This is a genomic window from Mesorhizobium shangrilense, assembly GCF_040537815.1.
Lineage (GTDB): Bacteria > Pseudomonadota > Alphaproteobacteria > Rhizobiales > Rhizobiaceae > Mesorhizobium > Mesorhizobium shangrilense.
Genome location: NZ_JBEWSZ010000001.1, coordinates 1,449,306 through 1,462,881 on the forward strand (window position 1 = coordinate 1,449,306; position 13,576 = coordinate 1,462,881).

Here is a 13,576-nt window from a genome sequence, read left to right on the forward strand (position 1 = left end):
GCGCGTAACGCTCAGTTCTTCTTCTTGTTGAGCAGGATAGTCCAAGGCGAGTTCACCGGCAGGGTGATGGTGTCCGGCACGCTCTCGACGCTGACCACCTCGGCCCTGCGCACGGTGTAGCCCGACTGGATGATGCTGACGCCGTCGAGGATGAAGAGCTGGCTCTTCTCCATGTCCGGCTTCAGTGCGCCTGTCACGGAAACAGGCTGGTAGGCTTGCGACATTCTGTAGGGTTGGGCCGGCGTGACGAGCACGATCTGATTGGGCGGCGGTGTCGGCATATGGCTGCAGGCACCGGTCCAGGGCACCAGCAGAAACTGATAGACAAGATCGCCGTCACGGTCGACCGGCAGCGCATAGCCGGCTAATTGAATGGTCCTGTCCTGCAGATTGACGGACAACGTTTCGCCATGGTCGGGCATTTTGGCCGCGATCATCGGCAGTCCGGCGCTTTCCGCGACCGACTGGGTTGCCGGGCGCAGATCCTTCCAGAAGATCTGGGTGGTCTCAGCCATAGCTTTGGCTGGCACAATGGCCATGAGCAGCACGGCTGCCAGGGCCGCTGTCGATTTGAGACGGATACTCATCGATCGCACTCCTCTGCCGGGATGAGGTAGAACCAACCATCAGGAAGCGTCAACCGTCGAGCCGCATCACATTTCGCCGAGAACCGGCCATGCCGATCGCGCGAAATCCGCGCGCGACAAACATCGGTTTGAAGCCCATGAAGCGGAAGCTGGGCGACTGCGGATCGACTGGATAGGCTTCGATGGCGGACGCGCCGCTCTTCAATGCGTGATCGATGGCCGCGTCGAGCAATGCGGCGCCGACGCCACCATTGCGGTGGGCACGGACAACGAAGAAACAAACGATCGACCAGATGTCCTTCTCGGCATCGTTCTGATCAGGCGACAATTTCCGGAAAGTCCTGCGCGGCGCGACCGAGCACCAGCCGACGACTTCGGAGCCTGAACGCGCAATGATACCAACCGGTGTGCCGGCCGAGACGATCGCGGCCATCGCCTTCTTCTTGTCGGCGCTACCGGCCGACTGGCGAGCGGGCAGGTCTCGCCAGCTCATGCACCAGCAGAATTTCGGGCTACCCGGCTGCTCGAACAGGGTTTCGAAATCCGACCAGGTTTTCCTGGTGACAGGAACGAAATCCAGTTCGGTCATGTCCCGGGCTTTGTCTTTGCCGCCAGCCGCTCGAGTGTTTTTGCGGCGGTCAGTTCTCGTACCGCATCCTTGCCGATCCAGCGCGCGGTCTTGTCGTTGACGGCAGCCAGTTTTTGCGCCAGGCCAAGGGCAGGGGCATGCAATTCCATGGATCGCTTGCCGATCTGCCTGAGCGCCCAGTTCACCGCTTTCCTGACGAAATTGCGTTCGTCGACGGCATGCAACTCGATAAGAGGCAGATAGGACGTGAATGTCGCGTCCGGCTCCTTCTTCAGATGCACCGCTGCGTATGCCAGCATGGAAAAGGCGGTGCGCCGGACGAATTCACGCTCGTCTTCGGCGAACTCTTCGACACGTTCGCGCCAGAATGGCGTCATAGCGAACAGGTAGGAAACCGTATCCACGACTTCCCAGGAACCCAGGTCGCCGGCCCAGAGCCGGCATTGTTCGACAGTGACTTTTTGCGGCTCATCCGTGAAGGCGGCCAGCAGCCGTGCCTCGCGAATGCCGCTCTGCCACAGTTTCAGCGCGCGCTGGTGGTTCCGCTTAACCCGTCGGGCAACAGGGTCCAGGACTGCATTGCTGATGCCGAGTGCCGTTGCGGTGTTGATGCCGAACCGTGCCATACCGGCAAGGTTTTGCTCCGAACCGGTCGCGCGCAGATGAGCGATAATCTCCTCCGCGCTGGATAGGGGTGAGAGCTCTGCCACCACGGGCGCCTACTTCTCCAGGCGTGCCAGCAGCGACGACGTATCCCAGCGCTTGCCGCCCATCGCCTGCACATCCTTGTAGAACTGGTCGACAAGTGCGGTTACCGGCAGCCTGGCGCCATTGCGGTCGGCCTCAGCCAGGCAGATGCCGAGGTCCTTGCGCATCCAGTCGACGGCGAAACCAAAATCGTATTTGCCGGCATTCATCGTCTTGTGGCGGTTTTCCATCTGCCAGGAGCCGGCCGCGCCCTTCGAAATCACCTCGATGACCTTTTCGATGTCGAGGCCGGCCTTCTTGCCGAAGTGGATGCCTTCCGACAGGCCCTGCACCAATCCGGCAATGCAGATCTGGTTGATCATCTTGGTGAGCTGCCCGGCACCTGCCGAGCCCATCAGCCCGACCATGCGCGCAAAGGCGTCGATGACCGGCCGGGCCTCGTCGAAGGCTTCCTGCTCGCCGCCGACCATCACCGTCAGCACACCGCTCTCGGCGCCGGCCTGGCCCCCGGAGACAGGCGCGTCAAGGAACGAGAAGCCGCGAGCTTTCGCCTCCGCCGCCAATTCACGGGCGACCTCCGCAGATGCTGTCGTGTTGTCGATGAACACCGAACCCTTCTTCATCGCCTGGAACGCGCCGTCCGGGCCGATCGTCACCGCGCGCAGATCATCGTCGTTGCCGACGCAGGAAAAAACGAAGTCCTTGCCCTTGGCCGCCTCCGCCGGCGTTACGGCAAAGGTGTCGCCATGCTGGCCAACCCATTGCTCGGCTTTCGCCTTGGTACGGTTGTAAACGGTGACATCGTGGCCGCCCTTGTTTTTCAGGTGTCCGGCCATCGGATAGCCCATGACGCCAAGACCGAGAAATGCCACAGATGCCATGAGCTTGCCCTTCAGAATGAAAACGGAATTTGCTGCGAAAGCTCTAGGCCCTGCGCTCAATTCGTCAAGACGCGCGCACGCTGATCGACTGGCCCAGCAGAGGTGAACAGATCAGCGCTTCAGGTGGATGGTGATCCGACGCTCGATCCATTCGACCGCATGGCGTAGCAACTCGACCATGACAAGATACACCAGGGCGACCCAGATATAAGCTTGAATGTCGAAGCTGTTGGCGAAGGCGAGTTTCGCGTTGCCCATCAGATCATAGACAGTGATGATGGCGACGATAGCAGAAGCCTTGATCATCAGGATCAGCTCGTTGCCATAAGGCCGCAAGGCGACGATCAATGCCTGCGGCAGGATGATCTTGCGCAGTGTCTGCAGCTTGTGCAGGCCAAGCGAGGCAGCGCCTTCCCATTGGCCCCTCGGCACACTCTCGATGGCGCCGCGCAGAATCTCGGCCTGGTAGGCCGCGGTGTTGAGCGCGAAAGCAAAGACGCCGCAGTTGAAGGCGTCTTTGAAAAAATCCCAGAGGCCGACCGTCTGGAGTTCCGGCCGGAACGAACCCAATCCGTAATAGACCAGAAACGTCTGAACCAGCAGAGGCGTGCCGCGGAAGAAATAGACGTAACAATAAGCAAGGCCAGACAGGATCCGGTTCCTGGACATACGCCCATAAGCAACAGGCACGGACAAAATGGCACCAAGCACCATTGAAATGGCAACCAGCGACAGGGTGACGCCCAGGCCCTGCAGATAGGCCGGCGCATATTTGGCAAAGAAAGCGGCGTTCCAGGCAAAGAAGAGATAGCTGACGATGCCGAGGCCAAAGGCTATCCACAAGCCGACCAGTGCATAGCCGATGACGCGCCTGCGCGGCCAGCCGCGGGCCTGTGGCGGCGGCCGTTCGACCATGGTGGCTGTGGCGCTCATCGCTGTGCCTCTCGCCGACCGAGCGAGCGCAAAATGGCGTTGGTGGCGAAGGACGACACGATCGCCAAACCAAGAAAGACCAGGGCCGCCAGGCCGTAAAACAGGAACGAATGCTTGGTGACGCGAGCGGCCACACCGGCGTTGCGCAACGTCTCCGCGAGGCCAACGACCGACACGAGCGAGGTGTCCTTCAGGAGGCTGAGCCAGCAGTTTTCGAGGCCGGGAAACGCAATGCGCAGAAGCTGCGGCAAGATCACCTTGCGCATGGTCAGCCAGTTCGAAAGGCCGATGGCGTAGCCGCCCTCATATTGGCCCTTCGGTATGGCGCGGAAGGCCGAAAGGAAAACCTCGCTGGCATAGGACGAGAAGATCAGGGAGAGCACGATCATGCCGGCGACGAAGCTGTTGACGTCGACTGTCGCTTCAGGCCGAAAAAACCTGATGAGATGCTGCAGCAAAATCGGCATGCCGAAGAAAAACAGGAAGAGCGTCACCAGTTCCGGCAGGCCACGGAAGACCGTGGTGTAGATGTTGGCCGCAAGGCGCAGGGACGGCTCTTCGGATTGCTTTCCCAGTGCAATGAAAAACCCAAGCGTCAGGCCGATGGGAAGCGTCGCCAGCGCCAGTGCAATGGTGACCATCGCACCATAGGCGATATCGTCCGACCAGCCATCAGGTCCCCAGCTGAGAAGCGTCCATATGGTCGGGCCTTGCATTGGCTAGATCTATCTCCCCGATGTTCCTGAAACGGATGCAAAGGCGGCAGGGAATGCCCCTGCCGCCTTGACCTGGTGCCTATCAGGACGCACTACCGAAGACGTCGAACGTGAAGTACTTGTCGTTGATTTCCTTGTATTTTCCATTGGCGCGAATGGCGTCGATGGCGGCGTTGAGCTTGTTGACGAGATCCGTCTCACCCTTGCGAACGGCGATGCCGGCGCCTGGTCCGAAGATTTCGACCGGCTGCGGCGACGGTGTGCCGAGGATCTTGCAGCAGGCGCCGTCCGGCGTGGCCAGCCACTGGCTCAACACGACGATATCATCTTCAATCGCGTCGAGGCGGCCATTGGCGAGATCGGCCTGTTCCTCGGGGCTGCTCGGATAGCCCTTGACGGTGCTGTCGGTAAAGGTCTTCGAGGCATAGTTGAAATGCGTCGTGGTGGTCGCGACGCCGACGGTCTTGCCCGCCAGGTCCGCCTTGGTCACGCCCTTCAGCGTCGAGTCCTTCGGCACGGCGATCGCCGACGGCGTGTTGTAGTATTTGTTCGAGAAGTCGACCTTTTCCTTGCGCTCGGGCGTGATCGACATCGAGGCGACGATGGCGTCGAACTTGCCGGCCTGAAGCGCGGGAATGATGCCGTCCCAATCCTGGGCGACGAAGGTGCACTTCACCTTCATTTCATCGCAGAGCGCCTTGGCGATGTCGATGTCGAAGCCCACGAGCTGACCGTCCGCCGTGAGGTTGTTGAACGGGGGGTAGGCGCCTTCGGTGCCGATTCTCAGGGTTTTTTCCTGGGCCTGTGCTACGCCGAGCGTCAGCAGCGCGGCCGATGCGGCGAGCGCGATACGCAGTGCAATACGCATAATTGTCCTCTCTTTAGGTCCCGGCCGTCGTTCCTAACGGCTCTGTGGGGCGGTGCTTTTGACCGCCCGCTGGTGGGATACTCCCACTCTTTCCAAGAAAAAAGCAACTGCAAAACCGTCAAAATCCGCAATGCTATTCTGCCGTTACGTCATCGCTCAAGCAACGAGACCGGTCGTTCGCTCGACAAAGTCGGCTATCGATTTCGTATCGTCGAGATCGAACACCGGCAGGTTGTTGTTCTCGACGGCGAAATCGGAAGCGATGGCGACTATGTTTGGATCGCTTGCCGAAAGTGGCGTCCGGTCCTTGGCATCCATTCGCCGCGTTTCGATTTTCCGGTGCGCTTCGCGCTTGTAGCCCTCGACGATGACGATATCGGACGGGGCAAGCCGAGACAGGATGGCTTCGAGTGTCGGCTCATCCTCGCCGCGCAATTCATGCATTAGGGCCCAGCGGTTGCCGGACACGATGGCGACTTCGGTGGCGCCCGCCTGACGGTGGCGGAAGGAGTCCGCGCCTGGCTTGTCGATGTCGAAGTCATGATGCGCGTGCTTGATCGTCGATACTTTCCAGCCGCGCCGGACCAGCTCGGCAACCAGCTTTTCGGTCAGTGTGGTCTTGCCGGAATTCTTCCATCCGGTGATGCCGAAGACGCGTCTGTTCATGATTTCATGGCCTGCAGCAGACGCTCGGCGTGGGCAAGGTCACCGGGCATGTTGACGTTGAAGAAGGGGTCGATCTGCCCCGATATCAGCATTGGAAATTCCACATCGACGGAACCATGCCGGTCTATGAATGCGGAAACCCGCCGGTTGTCTTCATCGACCAGAAAATGCCGCAGGCCATCGCGACACCCTATGGGCCAAAGCGCGAATGTCGGGTGTCGTTTGCCATCGGAACAGGCAACGGCCATCGAGCCAGGGCGAGCAGCAACTGCGGACACCAGCCTCTCAACCATATCCTCCGGCAGGAATGGCGTGTCGCCGGCGGCGGTAACAAGGGCTTGGCAATTGGTGTTTTCAGCAACCCATTCGAGGCCGGCCAGGATTCCGGCCAGCGGTCCGGCAAAACCTTTCACAGTATCGGCAAGCACCGGGAGCGATATTCCAGTAAAGCGGACCGGATCGCCGTTGGCGCTGAGCGCCAGTGGTCCCACTTGTGGGGCGAATCGCTCGATGACATGGTCCAGCAGGCGACCACTGCCGAGCGCAAGCAGGCTCTTGTCGCCGCCGCCCATCCGTCGCGACTGACCGCCGGCCAGAATAATCCCTGCAACCTCTCTGTTCATCCCATGGCCTTCAGGCCAATCCTCCAGGTGATCGGTGGGGCCTATATGCCGTCCGGCGCCATGGAGGGTCCAGTGCTTTCAGCGACGATCCTGCGCCGGCCGACGACCCGTTCGCGATAGAGCGCGTAGAGGCCTGAACCGATGATGATCGTGGCGCCCGTGACCATCGGAAGGTCGGGCACGTCACCGAAGATGATCAGGCCGAGCACGATCGACCACAGCAGGGACGTGTAACGGAATGGCGCGATGAATGAGATCTCGCCGGCCCGCATCGCCATGATGATGAATTGATAGCCGATGAGCACGAGGACGGCCGCGAGCGCCAGCAGGGCCGTGGCTCGTCCTGTCAGCGGCGTCCAGCCGCCCATCGGTGTCAGCAGGGTCGCACCGACGATCGTCATGGCGATCGCCGTTGCCGTCGAGACCAGCAATGACGGAATGGCCGCGGGTATCCGCTTGGTGGCGAGGTCGCGCACCGTACAGCAGGCGACGGAAGCCAGCGCCACCAGCGAAAACACGCTGAACCCCTCGAAGCCGGGGCGCACGATAATGAGCACGCCGGTAAATCCAGCGGCAATCGCCAGCCAGCGCCGCCAGCCAACGCCCTCGTTGAAGACAAGCGCCGCGCCCATCGTCACCGCCAGCGGCAGCGCCTGCAGCACGGACGAGACATTGGCGATCGGCAAGTGGGCAAGGGCGATCAGGAAGGCCACCGTTCCACCCGCTTCACCAATCACGCGTATCGCCACCAACGGCTGCAGCATGGAGCCCAACTGTTTCAGCGCGCCGCTCCGCCAGGCAAGCAGACCAACAAAAAGCGAGGCGAAGGCGCCCCTGACAAGCATGACCTGCGCCATGTTCATCGATTCGGATGAGTATTTGGTGATGGCGTCGTTGAACGTGAAACCGGCCATGGCCACCAACATGAACAACGCGCTGCGAATGTTGGGAGAAAGGGCCAAGGCGACTACCGTTCTGCTTTGCCCAAAGCCTGTAGCAGCCGGCCACAGGACAGCAACGTCAAAAGGCTGGGCCACGCCGCCTTGCGGCGCGGTCCGAGCGCCATCTCATTTACTGGCAATGTGTCGCGACAGTTCAGGGAAGACGGCGAAACTCACTTCTTTGGCGTCAGCACCTCGGTGCCATTGCCTTCCTTGCCGGCGATCGTCCACAGGCCGTGCAGCGAGCCGTCTTCCTCCACCTTGTAGACGACGAGGCCGATGTCCTTGCCCAAGACATAGCCTGCGGAAAAAGCATCATCGTTGCGCATGCAGATCCCATCCGAGGACGAGTCACCTGTCGCCCAGTGGATTGTGCAGGTTGTCTCGCTGGTCAGCGTGATGGTCGCTTCGCCGCCATAGGAGGATCCGTCGAAATTGGTGCCGGCGACAGTGTAGGTACCGCCGATCGACTGAGCCGCCGCCGGCAAGGCCGAAAGGCCGAGCAATGCCAGAGAAAGAATGAGTTTGCGCATGTTGTTAGTCCCCACCGAGCGAAAACCGCTGCCCCGTCAAACTAGGCTCCGAGGGGACGGCGGTAAATGCGTAAGTCCTTAAGCAAAACGATATTGTCGTGGTGTGGCCGAAATGCTCAATCGGCCTTCAGGCTGGCGGCGATGGAGCCAACAAGCGCGTCATATCGGGCTTTCAGCGCAGGCGGATATTCGATCCACACCGTGCGGATGACACCATCCCTGCCGAAGAGCCGGCGCTCGTAAAAAATCTCGCCGTCCTTGGTCCCCGACAGCACCGCCCAGTCCTTGCCGGTTTTGCTGTAGGTGATCTTGTAGCCTGGTTCGCTGTCGGCTCTCTCGGCTGCAACAAAACCTTTCGGCGTGTCATTGTCGATGTTCAGGATGCCCGAACAGATCAGGCTGGCGCCGTCCGTGCTCAACCATTCCTGTCCGTCACCATTCTCTGGCTCGGGCTGGCGGTCGGTGAAAACTTCGTCGGGAAACGTGCAGGTCGTGCCGAAGCGCGCGTTGGTGTAAGTGAACGGCGCAGCATATGCACCGCCGGAGGCGATCGCGGCAGCTACGATCTGGAAAGCCAGGATTGAATACCGCCGCTGCATGAATGGCCCCCAGCCCATGGTCGGAAAGCAAATCCTAACACGGGATGGTTGGAAAGATCAGCCGCCGGTGACACTCATATGCCGCGAGACCGACGGGCGGCTGGTGCGGCGATCGATGATGAAATCATGGCCCTTCGGCTTGCGGCCGATGGCCTCGTCGATTGCGGCAGCGACGAGTTCGTTGCCCTCGGACGCGCGCAACGGCGCGCGCAGATCGGCGGCGTCCTCCTGGCCGAGGCACATATAGAGGGTGCCTGTGCAGGTCAGCCTGACGCGGTTGCAGCTTTCGCAGAAATTATGCGTCATCGGCGTGATGAAGCCGAGCCGCCCGCCGGTTTCCGCGACATGGACGTAGCGGGCCGGACCGCCGGTCTTGTAGGGAATGTCCGAAAGCGTGAACTGGCGCTCGAGCGAAGCGCGCAGCAGCGACAGCGGCAGATACTGGTCGGTGCGGTCAGCGTCGACCTCGCCCATCGGCATGGTTTCAATGACCGTCAGGTCCATGCCGCGGCCATGCGCCCAGCGCATCATCTCCGGCAATTCGGCGTCGTTGAAGTCCCTCAGCGCCACCGCGTTGATCTTGACTTTCAGACCTGCCGCCTGCGCGGCGTCGATACCCGCCATGACCTTGCCGAGATGGCCCCAGCGTGTGATGGCGTGGAACTTGTCGGCGTCGAGCGTATCCAGCGAAACGTTGATGCGCTTGACCCCGCAATCGGCGAGTTCCGCGGCAAAACGCGAGAGCTGCGAGCCGTTGGTGGTCAGCGTCAGTTCTTCCAGTGCCCCGCTATCCAGGTGGCGCGATATCTGGCGCACCAGATGCATGATGTTCTTGCGCACCAGCGGTTCACCGCCGGTGAGGCGCAGTTTCCGGACACCCTTGTCGATGAACACGGTGCAGAGCCGGTCGAGTTCTTCCAGCGAAAGCAGATCCTTTTTCGGCAGGAAGGCCATGTCTTCGGCCATGCAGTAGGTGCAGCGGAAATCGCAGCGGTCGGTGACCGACACGCGCAAATAGCTGATCGTGCGACCGAATGGGTCGATCATGTCCATGCTTAAACGTTTCCCATGGCTGCGAACGGCATCGTTATATACTGCTATGTGATACGATCCGATCCGCCATTCAAGATAGCCTGCCTTGATCTTTGGTAACATTCCCGGGCCGACATTGCGTGTCGGCCGATTTCAAATGGCCTTTTCCCCCTTTGCGAAGCAGCGTAGGGAGGAGGCCGACAAAGCAGGATATTTCACCATGACGGCGCCGAAGGAACTCAGGGTCTCGAAGGACCGCAAGCTGCTCTCCGTCACCTTTCCCGGCCATCAGCCGTTCGAACTGCCGGCGGAACTGCTGCGTGTCGCCTCGCCATCGGCGGAAGTGCAGGGGCATTCGCCGGAGCAGCGCGTCACCGTTCCGGGCAAGCGCAACGTTACCATACTCAAGATCGAGCCGGTCGGCAATTACGCCGTGCGCATCACCTTCGACGATTTCCACGACACCGGCATCTTCACCTGGAATTACCTACACACGCTTGGCCATGAGAAGGAGGCGCGCTGGGACGCCTATCTCGCGGAGCTTGCGGAAAAGGGTCTGAGCCGGGATCGCTAATTCTACTTCTTTGTCTGAGCATGATCCGTTCCGAAAACCGGCTTCCACTTTCGGGATCATGCTCACGCTGACGTCGTGAAGACGTCACACATCTGGAGTAGCGCCGGCAAAAAGTTCGGAGACGAAGCTGATGTCCCTCATCACCACGGTCGAGCAGCTTGAAGCGCTTTATGGCGTTCCGGGCGAGGCCTCGCTGGTCAAGGAACTCGACCACGTCATTCCGGAGTACGCAGCATTCATCGAGGCCTCGCCATTCGTCGCCCTGGCGACCAGCGGGCCAGAGGGGCTGGATTGCTCACCGCGCGGCGATCTCGCGGGCTTCGTCAGGATCCATGATTCGAAAACCCTGATGATGCCGGACCGTCGCGGCAACAACCGCGCCGATTCGCTCAGGAACATCATTCGCGACGCGCGCGTCGGCCTGTTGTTCCTCGTGCCTGGCTCCGGCACGACGCTGCGCGTCAACGGTCGCGCTCATATCACCACCGACGCGGCGCTGTGTGCAACGTTCACCGTGGACGGCAAAATGGCCCGCTCGGTAACCGTCGTTGATGTCGATTCGGTCTATTTCCAATGTGCCCGCGCCATCGTCCGCTCCGAGCTTTGGAACCCGGCGAGGCATGTCGATCCGAAGTCGCTGCCGACGCCCGGGCAAATCCTGGAAGTGGCCAGCCGCAAGAACATTGACGGCGAGGCCTACGACAGGGAATGGCCGGAGCGAGCAAAAAAGTCGATGTGGTAGGCACCAGGGCTGAAACAGCCGTTACGCTTCCTTCAGCGCGTCATAAATCTTGCGCATCTGCTCGCCGATCATGTCGCATTGTTCGGGCGTAGACTGGCTCATCGCCTTCTCGATCAGCGCCATGTGGACTTTCAGCGCCTGCATCAGCAGAGCTTCACCCGCCTCGGTCAGGGTCAGCCGCAGAATACGCTTGTCCTTTTCATCACCCTCGCGGCGCAGCAATCCACGCGTTTCAAGCTGCGGCAGCAGCATGGTGATGTTGGAACGGCCGACCAGAAGCCGTCGCGCGAGATCATGCTGCGACATGCCGGGGTGGCGATAAAGGTTCATCAGCACGTCGAGTTGCGCCGGCTTCAGGTCCAGCGGCGCAAGCTTCACCGCCAAGGCTCTTTCGATCACATGGCAGGCGCGCGCGACCGCGACCCAGTTGCGAAAACGCGGGTTGTCCCAGGGTAGGTCTTGTTTAATGTTCATCTTTGAACTATTATGTTCATGCTTGAACGAATGGATGGATCGCCACTATGGCATCATTTGGTCTGAAGGTCATCCGGGGGGTGTTCGCCGCCGCTGAACATGTTGCGCCACGGCTAAGCGGGCGCGCGGCATTCGAATTGTTCTGCCGCACGCCGAACCCGAAGGGTCTGACGGACGGCGAGCGACGCGCCGTCGACCGTGCCGCCGCGTTCATGACCGAGGCGCGCCACCATCGGTTGAAGACCGCTACGGGCTGCGTGGCGGTGCATGAATTCCGGCCCGAGCCGGGCAGGGAGATGATTGGCACCGTGCTCGTGATCCATGGCTGGCGTTCACGCACTGAATATATGCGCGCGCTGATCGAAGGCTATCGCGATGCTGGCTACAGGGTTGTTTCTCTGGACCTGCCTGGTCACGGCCAGTCGCTTGGCCGCCGGCTAAACATGGTCAACGCGGTCGATGCGGCCCGCGTGGCCGGCGAATGGTTCGGCCCGTTCACGGCCGTCGTCGGTCACTCCTTCGGCGGCGCCGTTGCCGCCAATGCCATTGTCGGTTCGGTCAAGAATATCCCCCCGCTTGCCGCGGATCGGCTGGTGCTGATCGCGGCGCCGAGTTCGCTGCCGGCGATCTTCGCCGACTTCAGCCGCATGCTGAATGTCGGCCCGCGCTCGCAGGTTGCGATGGCTGATCGGGTCGAGCATCTCGCTGGACGGCCACTGCACGAATTCGTCGGCGACCGGCAACTTGCCCGCACGCCACTGCCAACCCTGGTGATCCACGCACCCGACGACCGCGAAGTGTCCGCCGATCATGCCGAGCTCTACGCAGGCGCTGGCGATCACGTGCGGCTTTACTGGGCTGAAGGGCTCGGCCACCGCCGCATTCTGACTGATAAGAGGGTGGTCGGACAGGCCGTCAATTTCGTAGCCGGCCGCCCGGAATCGGCGCTGTTGCACTGAATGTCGACCAGCGGCCTATTTCTTCTTGCTGCTGGGCTCGACCGGTAAGCCGGCTGCCTTCCAGGCGGTGAAGCCGCCAAGAATGTGCTTCACCGGAGAAAGGCCCATATCCTGCGCTGTCTTGGTGGCCAGCGCCGAGCGCCAACCGCCGGCGCAGAAGAAGACGAAGCTTTTTCCCGAAGCGAAGAATGGCTTGTGATACGGGCTCTCCGGGTCGATCCAGAATTCGAGCATGCCTCGGGTGACATGCTGGGCACCGGGTATCTTGCCATCGCGTTCCAGCTCACGCGGATCGCGCAGATCGACGAAGATCGTGCCTTCGTCGTCGAGCAGCCCCGCTGCTTCCTCTGGCGACACCACTTCGATCTCGGCATTTGCCTCGTCCAGCAGCTCGCGATATCCCTTTTTCACAGGCTTCTCCTCCCGACCGCGCACTAGGCTGGCTGTTTGAATTTCCAGCACAATGGCAGGCATTTTTCACGCCGCGTCTGTGCCGGCCATCGCCTTCCAGGCAACCATTGCGCCGGCCACGGTTGCCAACAGGCCGGCGTGCGAGGCACCGTCGCGCGCCTGGATCGACATGCCATGCTGAACCGTGGCGAAAAATGTCGCCGCGGCGTGGCTGTCGAAATCCGGCGGCAATTCGCCTTCGGCAATACCGCGATCGAGACGCTTGCGCAGGGCCATGTGGTTTTCAGCGCGGCGGCGGCGCAGATCGTCGCAGATGGCGCCTTTGCTTGAATCCTGGTGCAACGCGCCGAGCGCGATCAGGCAGCCCTGCGGGCGATCGGCCTGCGAATAGGCTTCCGCCGTCCGGCAAAGGAAGCGTTCGATCGCAAGCGAAGCAGTCGGCGAATCTTCCAGCGCCGACCAGATGTCCGCGCCTTCGACACGTGTGTAGAGGTCGGTTGCCTCGAGGAAGAGAGCCTCCTTGCTGCCGAAGGCGGCATAGAGGCTGGGCGATTTGATGCCCATCGCCGCCGTCAGGTCGCTCATGGAGGCGCCTTCATAGCCTTTGGCCCAGAACACATCCATCGCTCGCCGCAACGTGGCGGTTCGATCGAAGGTGCGGGGGCGGCCTCGTTCCGGCATGGCGCTCTTTTCTTTGTCGATCGATACATAAATCAGTTGACGCGACTCGGCAAGGCTGA

The 13,576-nt window shown here is 61.1% G+C and carries 19 protein-coding genes; 3 read left to right on the forward strand and 16 right to left on the reverse strand.

All coding sequences use genetic code 11. The features are described 5' to 3' along the window. Positions 1-11 precede the first annotated feature (11 nt). From ABVQ20_RS07275 to moaA, 13 genes are all read right to left on the reverse strand, one after another. The gene (locus tag ABVQ20_RS07275) at positions 12-587 is read right to left on the reverse strand and encodes a DUF3299 domain-containing protein (protein ID WP_354458865.1); all 576 of its coding nucleotides are present in this window, start codon (positions 585-587) and stop codon (positions 12-14) included. 49 nt (positions 588-636) lie between these two features. Then, positions 637-1,176, reverse strand: a complete 540-nt coding sequence (locus ABVQ20_RS07280; protein ID WP_354458866.1) for a GNAT family N-acetyltransferase — start codon at positions 1,174-1,176, stop codon at positions 637-639. Continuing rightward, positions 1,173-1,886, reverse strand: a complete 714-nt coding sequence (locus tag ABVQ20_RS07285) for a DNA alkylation repair protein (protein WP_354458867.1) — start codon at positions 1,884-1,886, stop codon at positions 1,173-1,175. Before ABVQ20_RS07285 ends, ABVQ20_RS07280 begins: the two co-directional genes overlap by 4 nt. A 9-nt stretch (positions 1,887-1,895) precedes the next feature. Further along, positions 1,896-2,765 carry an NAD(P)-dependent oxidoreductase gene (locus ABVQ20_RS07290; RefSeq protein WP_354458868.1) on the reverse strand — a complete coding sequence of 290 codons (870 nt, stop codon included), beginning with the start codon at positions 2,763-2,765 and terminating at the stop codon, positions 1,896-1,898. A 111-nt stretch (positions 2,766-2,876) separates the two neighbouring features. Continuing rightward, positions 2,877-3,698, reverse strand: coding sequence for an ABC transporter permease (locus ABVQ20_RS07295; RefSeq protein WP_354458869.1), 822 nt, complete (start codon positions 3,696-3,698; stop codon positions 2,877-2,879). Then, on the reverse strand, positions 3,695-4,414 hold the full coding sequence (locus tag ABVQ20_RS07300) for an ABC transporter permease (RefSeq protein WP_354458870.1): 720 nt from the start codon (positions 4,412-4,414) through the stop codon (positions 3,695-3,697). The genes ABVQ20_RS07295 and ABVQ20_RS07300 overlap by 4 nt, the downstream gene beginning before the upstream one ends. Before the next feature lie 82 nt (positions 4,415-4,496). Continuing rightward, the gene (locus ABVQ20_RS07305; RefSeq protein ID WP_227347459.1) at positions 4,497-5,282 is read right to left on the reverse strand and encodes an ABC transporter substrate-binding protein; all 786 of its coding nucleotides are present in this window, start codon (positions 5,280-5,282) and stop codon (positions 4,497-4,499) included. Positions 5,283-5,438: 156 nt separating this feature from the next. Beyond that, a complete protein-coding gene (gene mobB, locus ABVQ20_RS07310) occupies positions 5,439-5,948 on the reverse strand; it encodes a molybdopterin-guanine dinucleotide biosynthesis protein B (RefSeq protein ID WP_354458871.1) in 510 nt (169 codons plus the stop codon). Continuing rightward, on the reverse strand, positions 5,945-6,571 hold the full coding sequence (mobA, locus tag ABVQ20_RS07315; protein WP_354458872.1) for a molybdenum cofactor guanylyltransferase MobA: 627 nt from the start codon (positions 6,569-6,571) through the stop codon (positions 5,945-5,947). Before mobA ends, mobB begins: the two co-directional genes overlap by 4 nt. A gap of 41 nt (positions 6,572-6,612) precedes the next feature. Beyond that, positions 6,613-7,533, reverse strand: coding sequence for a DMT family transporter (locus ABVQ20_RS07320; RefSeq protein WP_354458873.1), 921 nt, complete (start codon positions 7,531-7,533; stop codon positions 6,613-6,615). Between the two features lie 152 nt (positions 7,534-7,685). Next, complete coding sequence (locus tag ABVQ20_RS07325) at positions 7,686-8,045, reverse strand: hypothetical protein (protein ID WP_354458874.1); 360 nt, start codon at positions 8,043-8,045, stop codon at positions 7,686-7,688. A 116-nt stretch (positions 8,046-8,161) separates the two neighbouring features. After that, positions 8,162-8,644 carry a hypothetical protein gene (locus ABVQ20_RS07330; protein WP_354458875.1) on the reverse strand — a complete coding sequence of 161 codons (483 nt, stop codon included), beginning with the start codon at positions 8,642-8,644 and terminating at the stop codon, positions 8,162-8,164. A gap of 57 nt (positions 8,645-8,701) precedes the next feature. Continuing rightward, positions 8,702-9,697 (reverse strand): GTP 3',8-cyclase MoaA, encoded by a 996-nt coding sequence (gene moaA, locus ABVQ20_RS07335; RefSeq protein ID WP_354458876.1) that lies wholly within the window; start codon positions 9,695-9,697, stop codon positions 8,702-8,704. 199 nt (positions 9,698-9,896) lie between these two features. Here moaA and ABVQ20_RS07340 point away from each other — a divergent pair, with 199 nt between their 5' ends. After that, positions 9,897-10,250, forward strand: coding sequence for a gamma-butyrobetaine hydroxylase family protein (locus tag ABVQ20_RS07340; protein ID WP_354458877.1), 354 nt, complete (start codon positions 9,897-9,899; stop codon positions 10,248-10,250). A gap of 130 nt (positions 10,251-10,380) precedes the next feature. Further along, complete coding sequence (locus ABVQ20_RS07345; RefSeq protein WP_354458878.1) at positions 10,381-10,992, forward strand: pyridoxamine 5'-phosphate oxidase family protein; 612 nt, start codon at positions 10,381-10,383, stop codon at positions 10,990-10,992. Positions 10,993-11,013: 21 nt separating this feature from the next. Here the strand turns inward: ABVQ20_RS07345 and ABVQ20_RS07350 are convergent, their stop codons facing one another. Continuing rightward, the gene (locus ABVQ20_RS07350) at positions 11,014-11,466 is read right to left on the reverse strand and encodes a MarR family winged helix-turn-helix transcriptional regulator (protein WP_354458879.1); all 453 of its coding nucleotides are present in this window, start codon (positions 11,464-11,466) and stop codon (positions 11,014-11,016) included. A gap of 47 nt (positions 11,467-11,513) precedes the next feature. Here ABVQ20_RS07350 and ABVQ20_RS07355 point away from each other — a divergent pair, with 47 nt between their 5' ends. Continuing rightward, positions 11,514-12,425 (forward strand): alpha/beta hydrolase, encoded by a 912-nt coding sequence (locus tag ABVQ20_RS07355; protein WP_354458880.1) that lies wholly within the window; start codon positions 11,514-11,516, stop codon positions 12,423-12,425. A 15-nt stretch (positions 12,426-12,440) separates the two neighbouring features. Here the strand turns inward: ABVQ20_RS07355 and ABVQ20_RS07360 are convergent, their stop codons facing one another. Further along, entirely contained in the window at positions 12,441-12,836 is a 396-nt protein-coding gene (locus tag ABVQ20_RS07360) for a rhodanese-like domain-containing protein (protein ID WP_354458881.1), read from the reverse strand. Positions 12,837-12,902: 66 nt separating this feature from the next. Then, on the reverse strand, positions 12,903-13,517 hold the full coding sequence (locus tag ABVQ20_RS07365; protein ID WP_354458882.1) for a TetR/AcrR family transcriptional regulator: 615 nt from the start codon (positions 13,515-13,517) through the stop codon (positions 12,903-12,905). Positions 13,518-13,576 lie beyond the last annotated feature (59 nt).

Coding starts and splice junctions, on each gene's coding strand:
- mobB (WP_354458871.1), bottom strand. CDS start 5,948: ATGAACAGACGCGTCTTCGGCATCACCGGATGGAAGAATTCCGGCAAG.
- ABVQ20_RS07295 (WP_354458869.1), bottom strand. CDS start 3,698: ATGAGCGCCACAGCCACCATGGTCGAACGGCCGCCGCCACAGGCCCGC.
- ABVQ20_RS07350 (WP_354458879.1), bottom strand. CDS start 11,466: ATGAACATTAAACAAGACCTACCCTGGGACAACCCGCGTTTTCGCAAC.
- ABVQ20_RS07275 (WP_354458865.1), bottom strand. CDS start 587: ATGAGTATCCGTCTCAAATCGACAGCGGCCCTGGCAGCCGTGCTGCTC.
- moaA (WP_354458876.1), bottom strand. CDS start 9,697: ATGGACATGATCGACCCATTCGGTCGCACGATCAGCTATTTGCGCGTG.
- ABVQ20_RS07280 (WP_354458866.1), bottom strand. CDS start 1,176: ATGACCGAACTGGATTTCGTTCCTGTCACCAGGAAAACCTGGTCGGAT.
- mobA (WP_354458872.1), bottom strand. CDS start 6,571: ATGAACAGAGAGGTTGCAGGGATTATTCTGGCCGGCGGTCAGTCGCGA.
- ABVQ20_RS07325 (WP_354458874.1), bottom strand. CDS start 8,045: ATGCGCAAACTCATTCTTTCTCTGGCATTGCTCGGCCTTTCGGCCTTG.
- ABVQ20_RS07300 (WP_354458870.1), bottom strand. CDS start 4,414: ATGCAAGGCCCGACCATATGGACGCTTCTCAGCTGGGGACCTGATGGC.
- ABVQ20_RS07355 (WP_354458880.1), top strand. CDS start 11,514: ATGGCATCATTTGGTCTGAAGGTCATCCGGGGGGTGTTCGCCGCCGCT.
- ABVQ20_RS07290 (WP_354458868.1), bottom strand. CDS start 2,765: ATGGCATCTGTGGCATTTCTCGGTCTTGGCGTCATGGGCTATCCGATG.
- ABVQ20_RS07365 (WP_354458882.1), bottom strand. CDS start 13,517: ATGCCGGAACGAGGCCGCCCCCGCACCTTCGATCGAACCGCCACGTTG.
- ABVQ20_RS07340 (WP_354458877.1), top strand. CDS start 9,897: ATGACGGCGCCGAAGGAACTCAGGGTCTCGAAGGACCGCAAGCTGCTC.
- ABVQ20_RS07330 (WP_354458875.1), bottom strand. CDS start 8,644: ATGCAGCGGCGGTATTCAATCCTGGCTTTCCAGATCGTAGCTGCCGCG.
- ABVQ20_RS07305 (WP_227347459.1), bottom strand. CDS start 5,282: ATGCGTATTGCACTGCGTATCGCGCTCGCCGCATCGGCCGCGCTGCTG.
- ABVQ20_RS07345 (WP_354458878.1), top strand. CDS start 10,381: ATGTCCCTCATCACCACGGTCGAGCAGCTTGAAGCGCTTTATGGCGTT.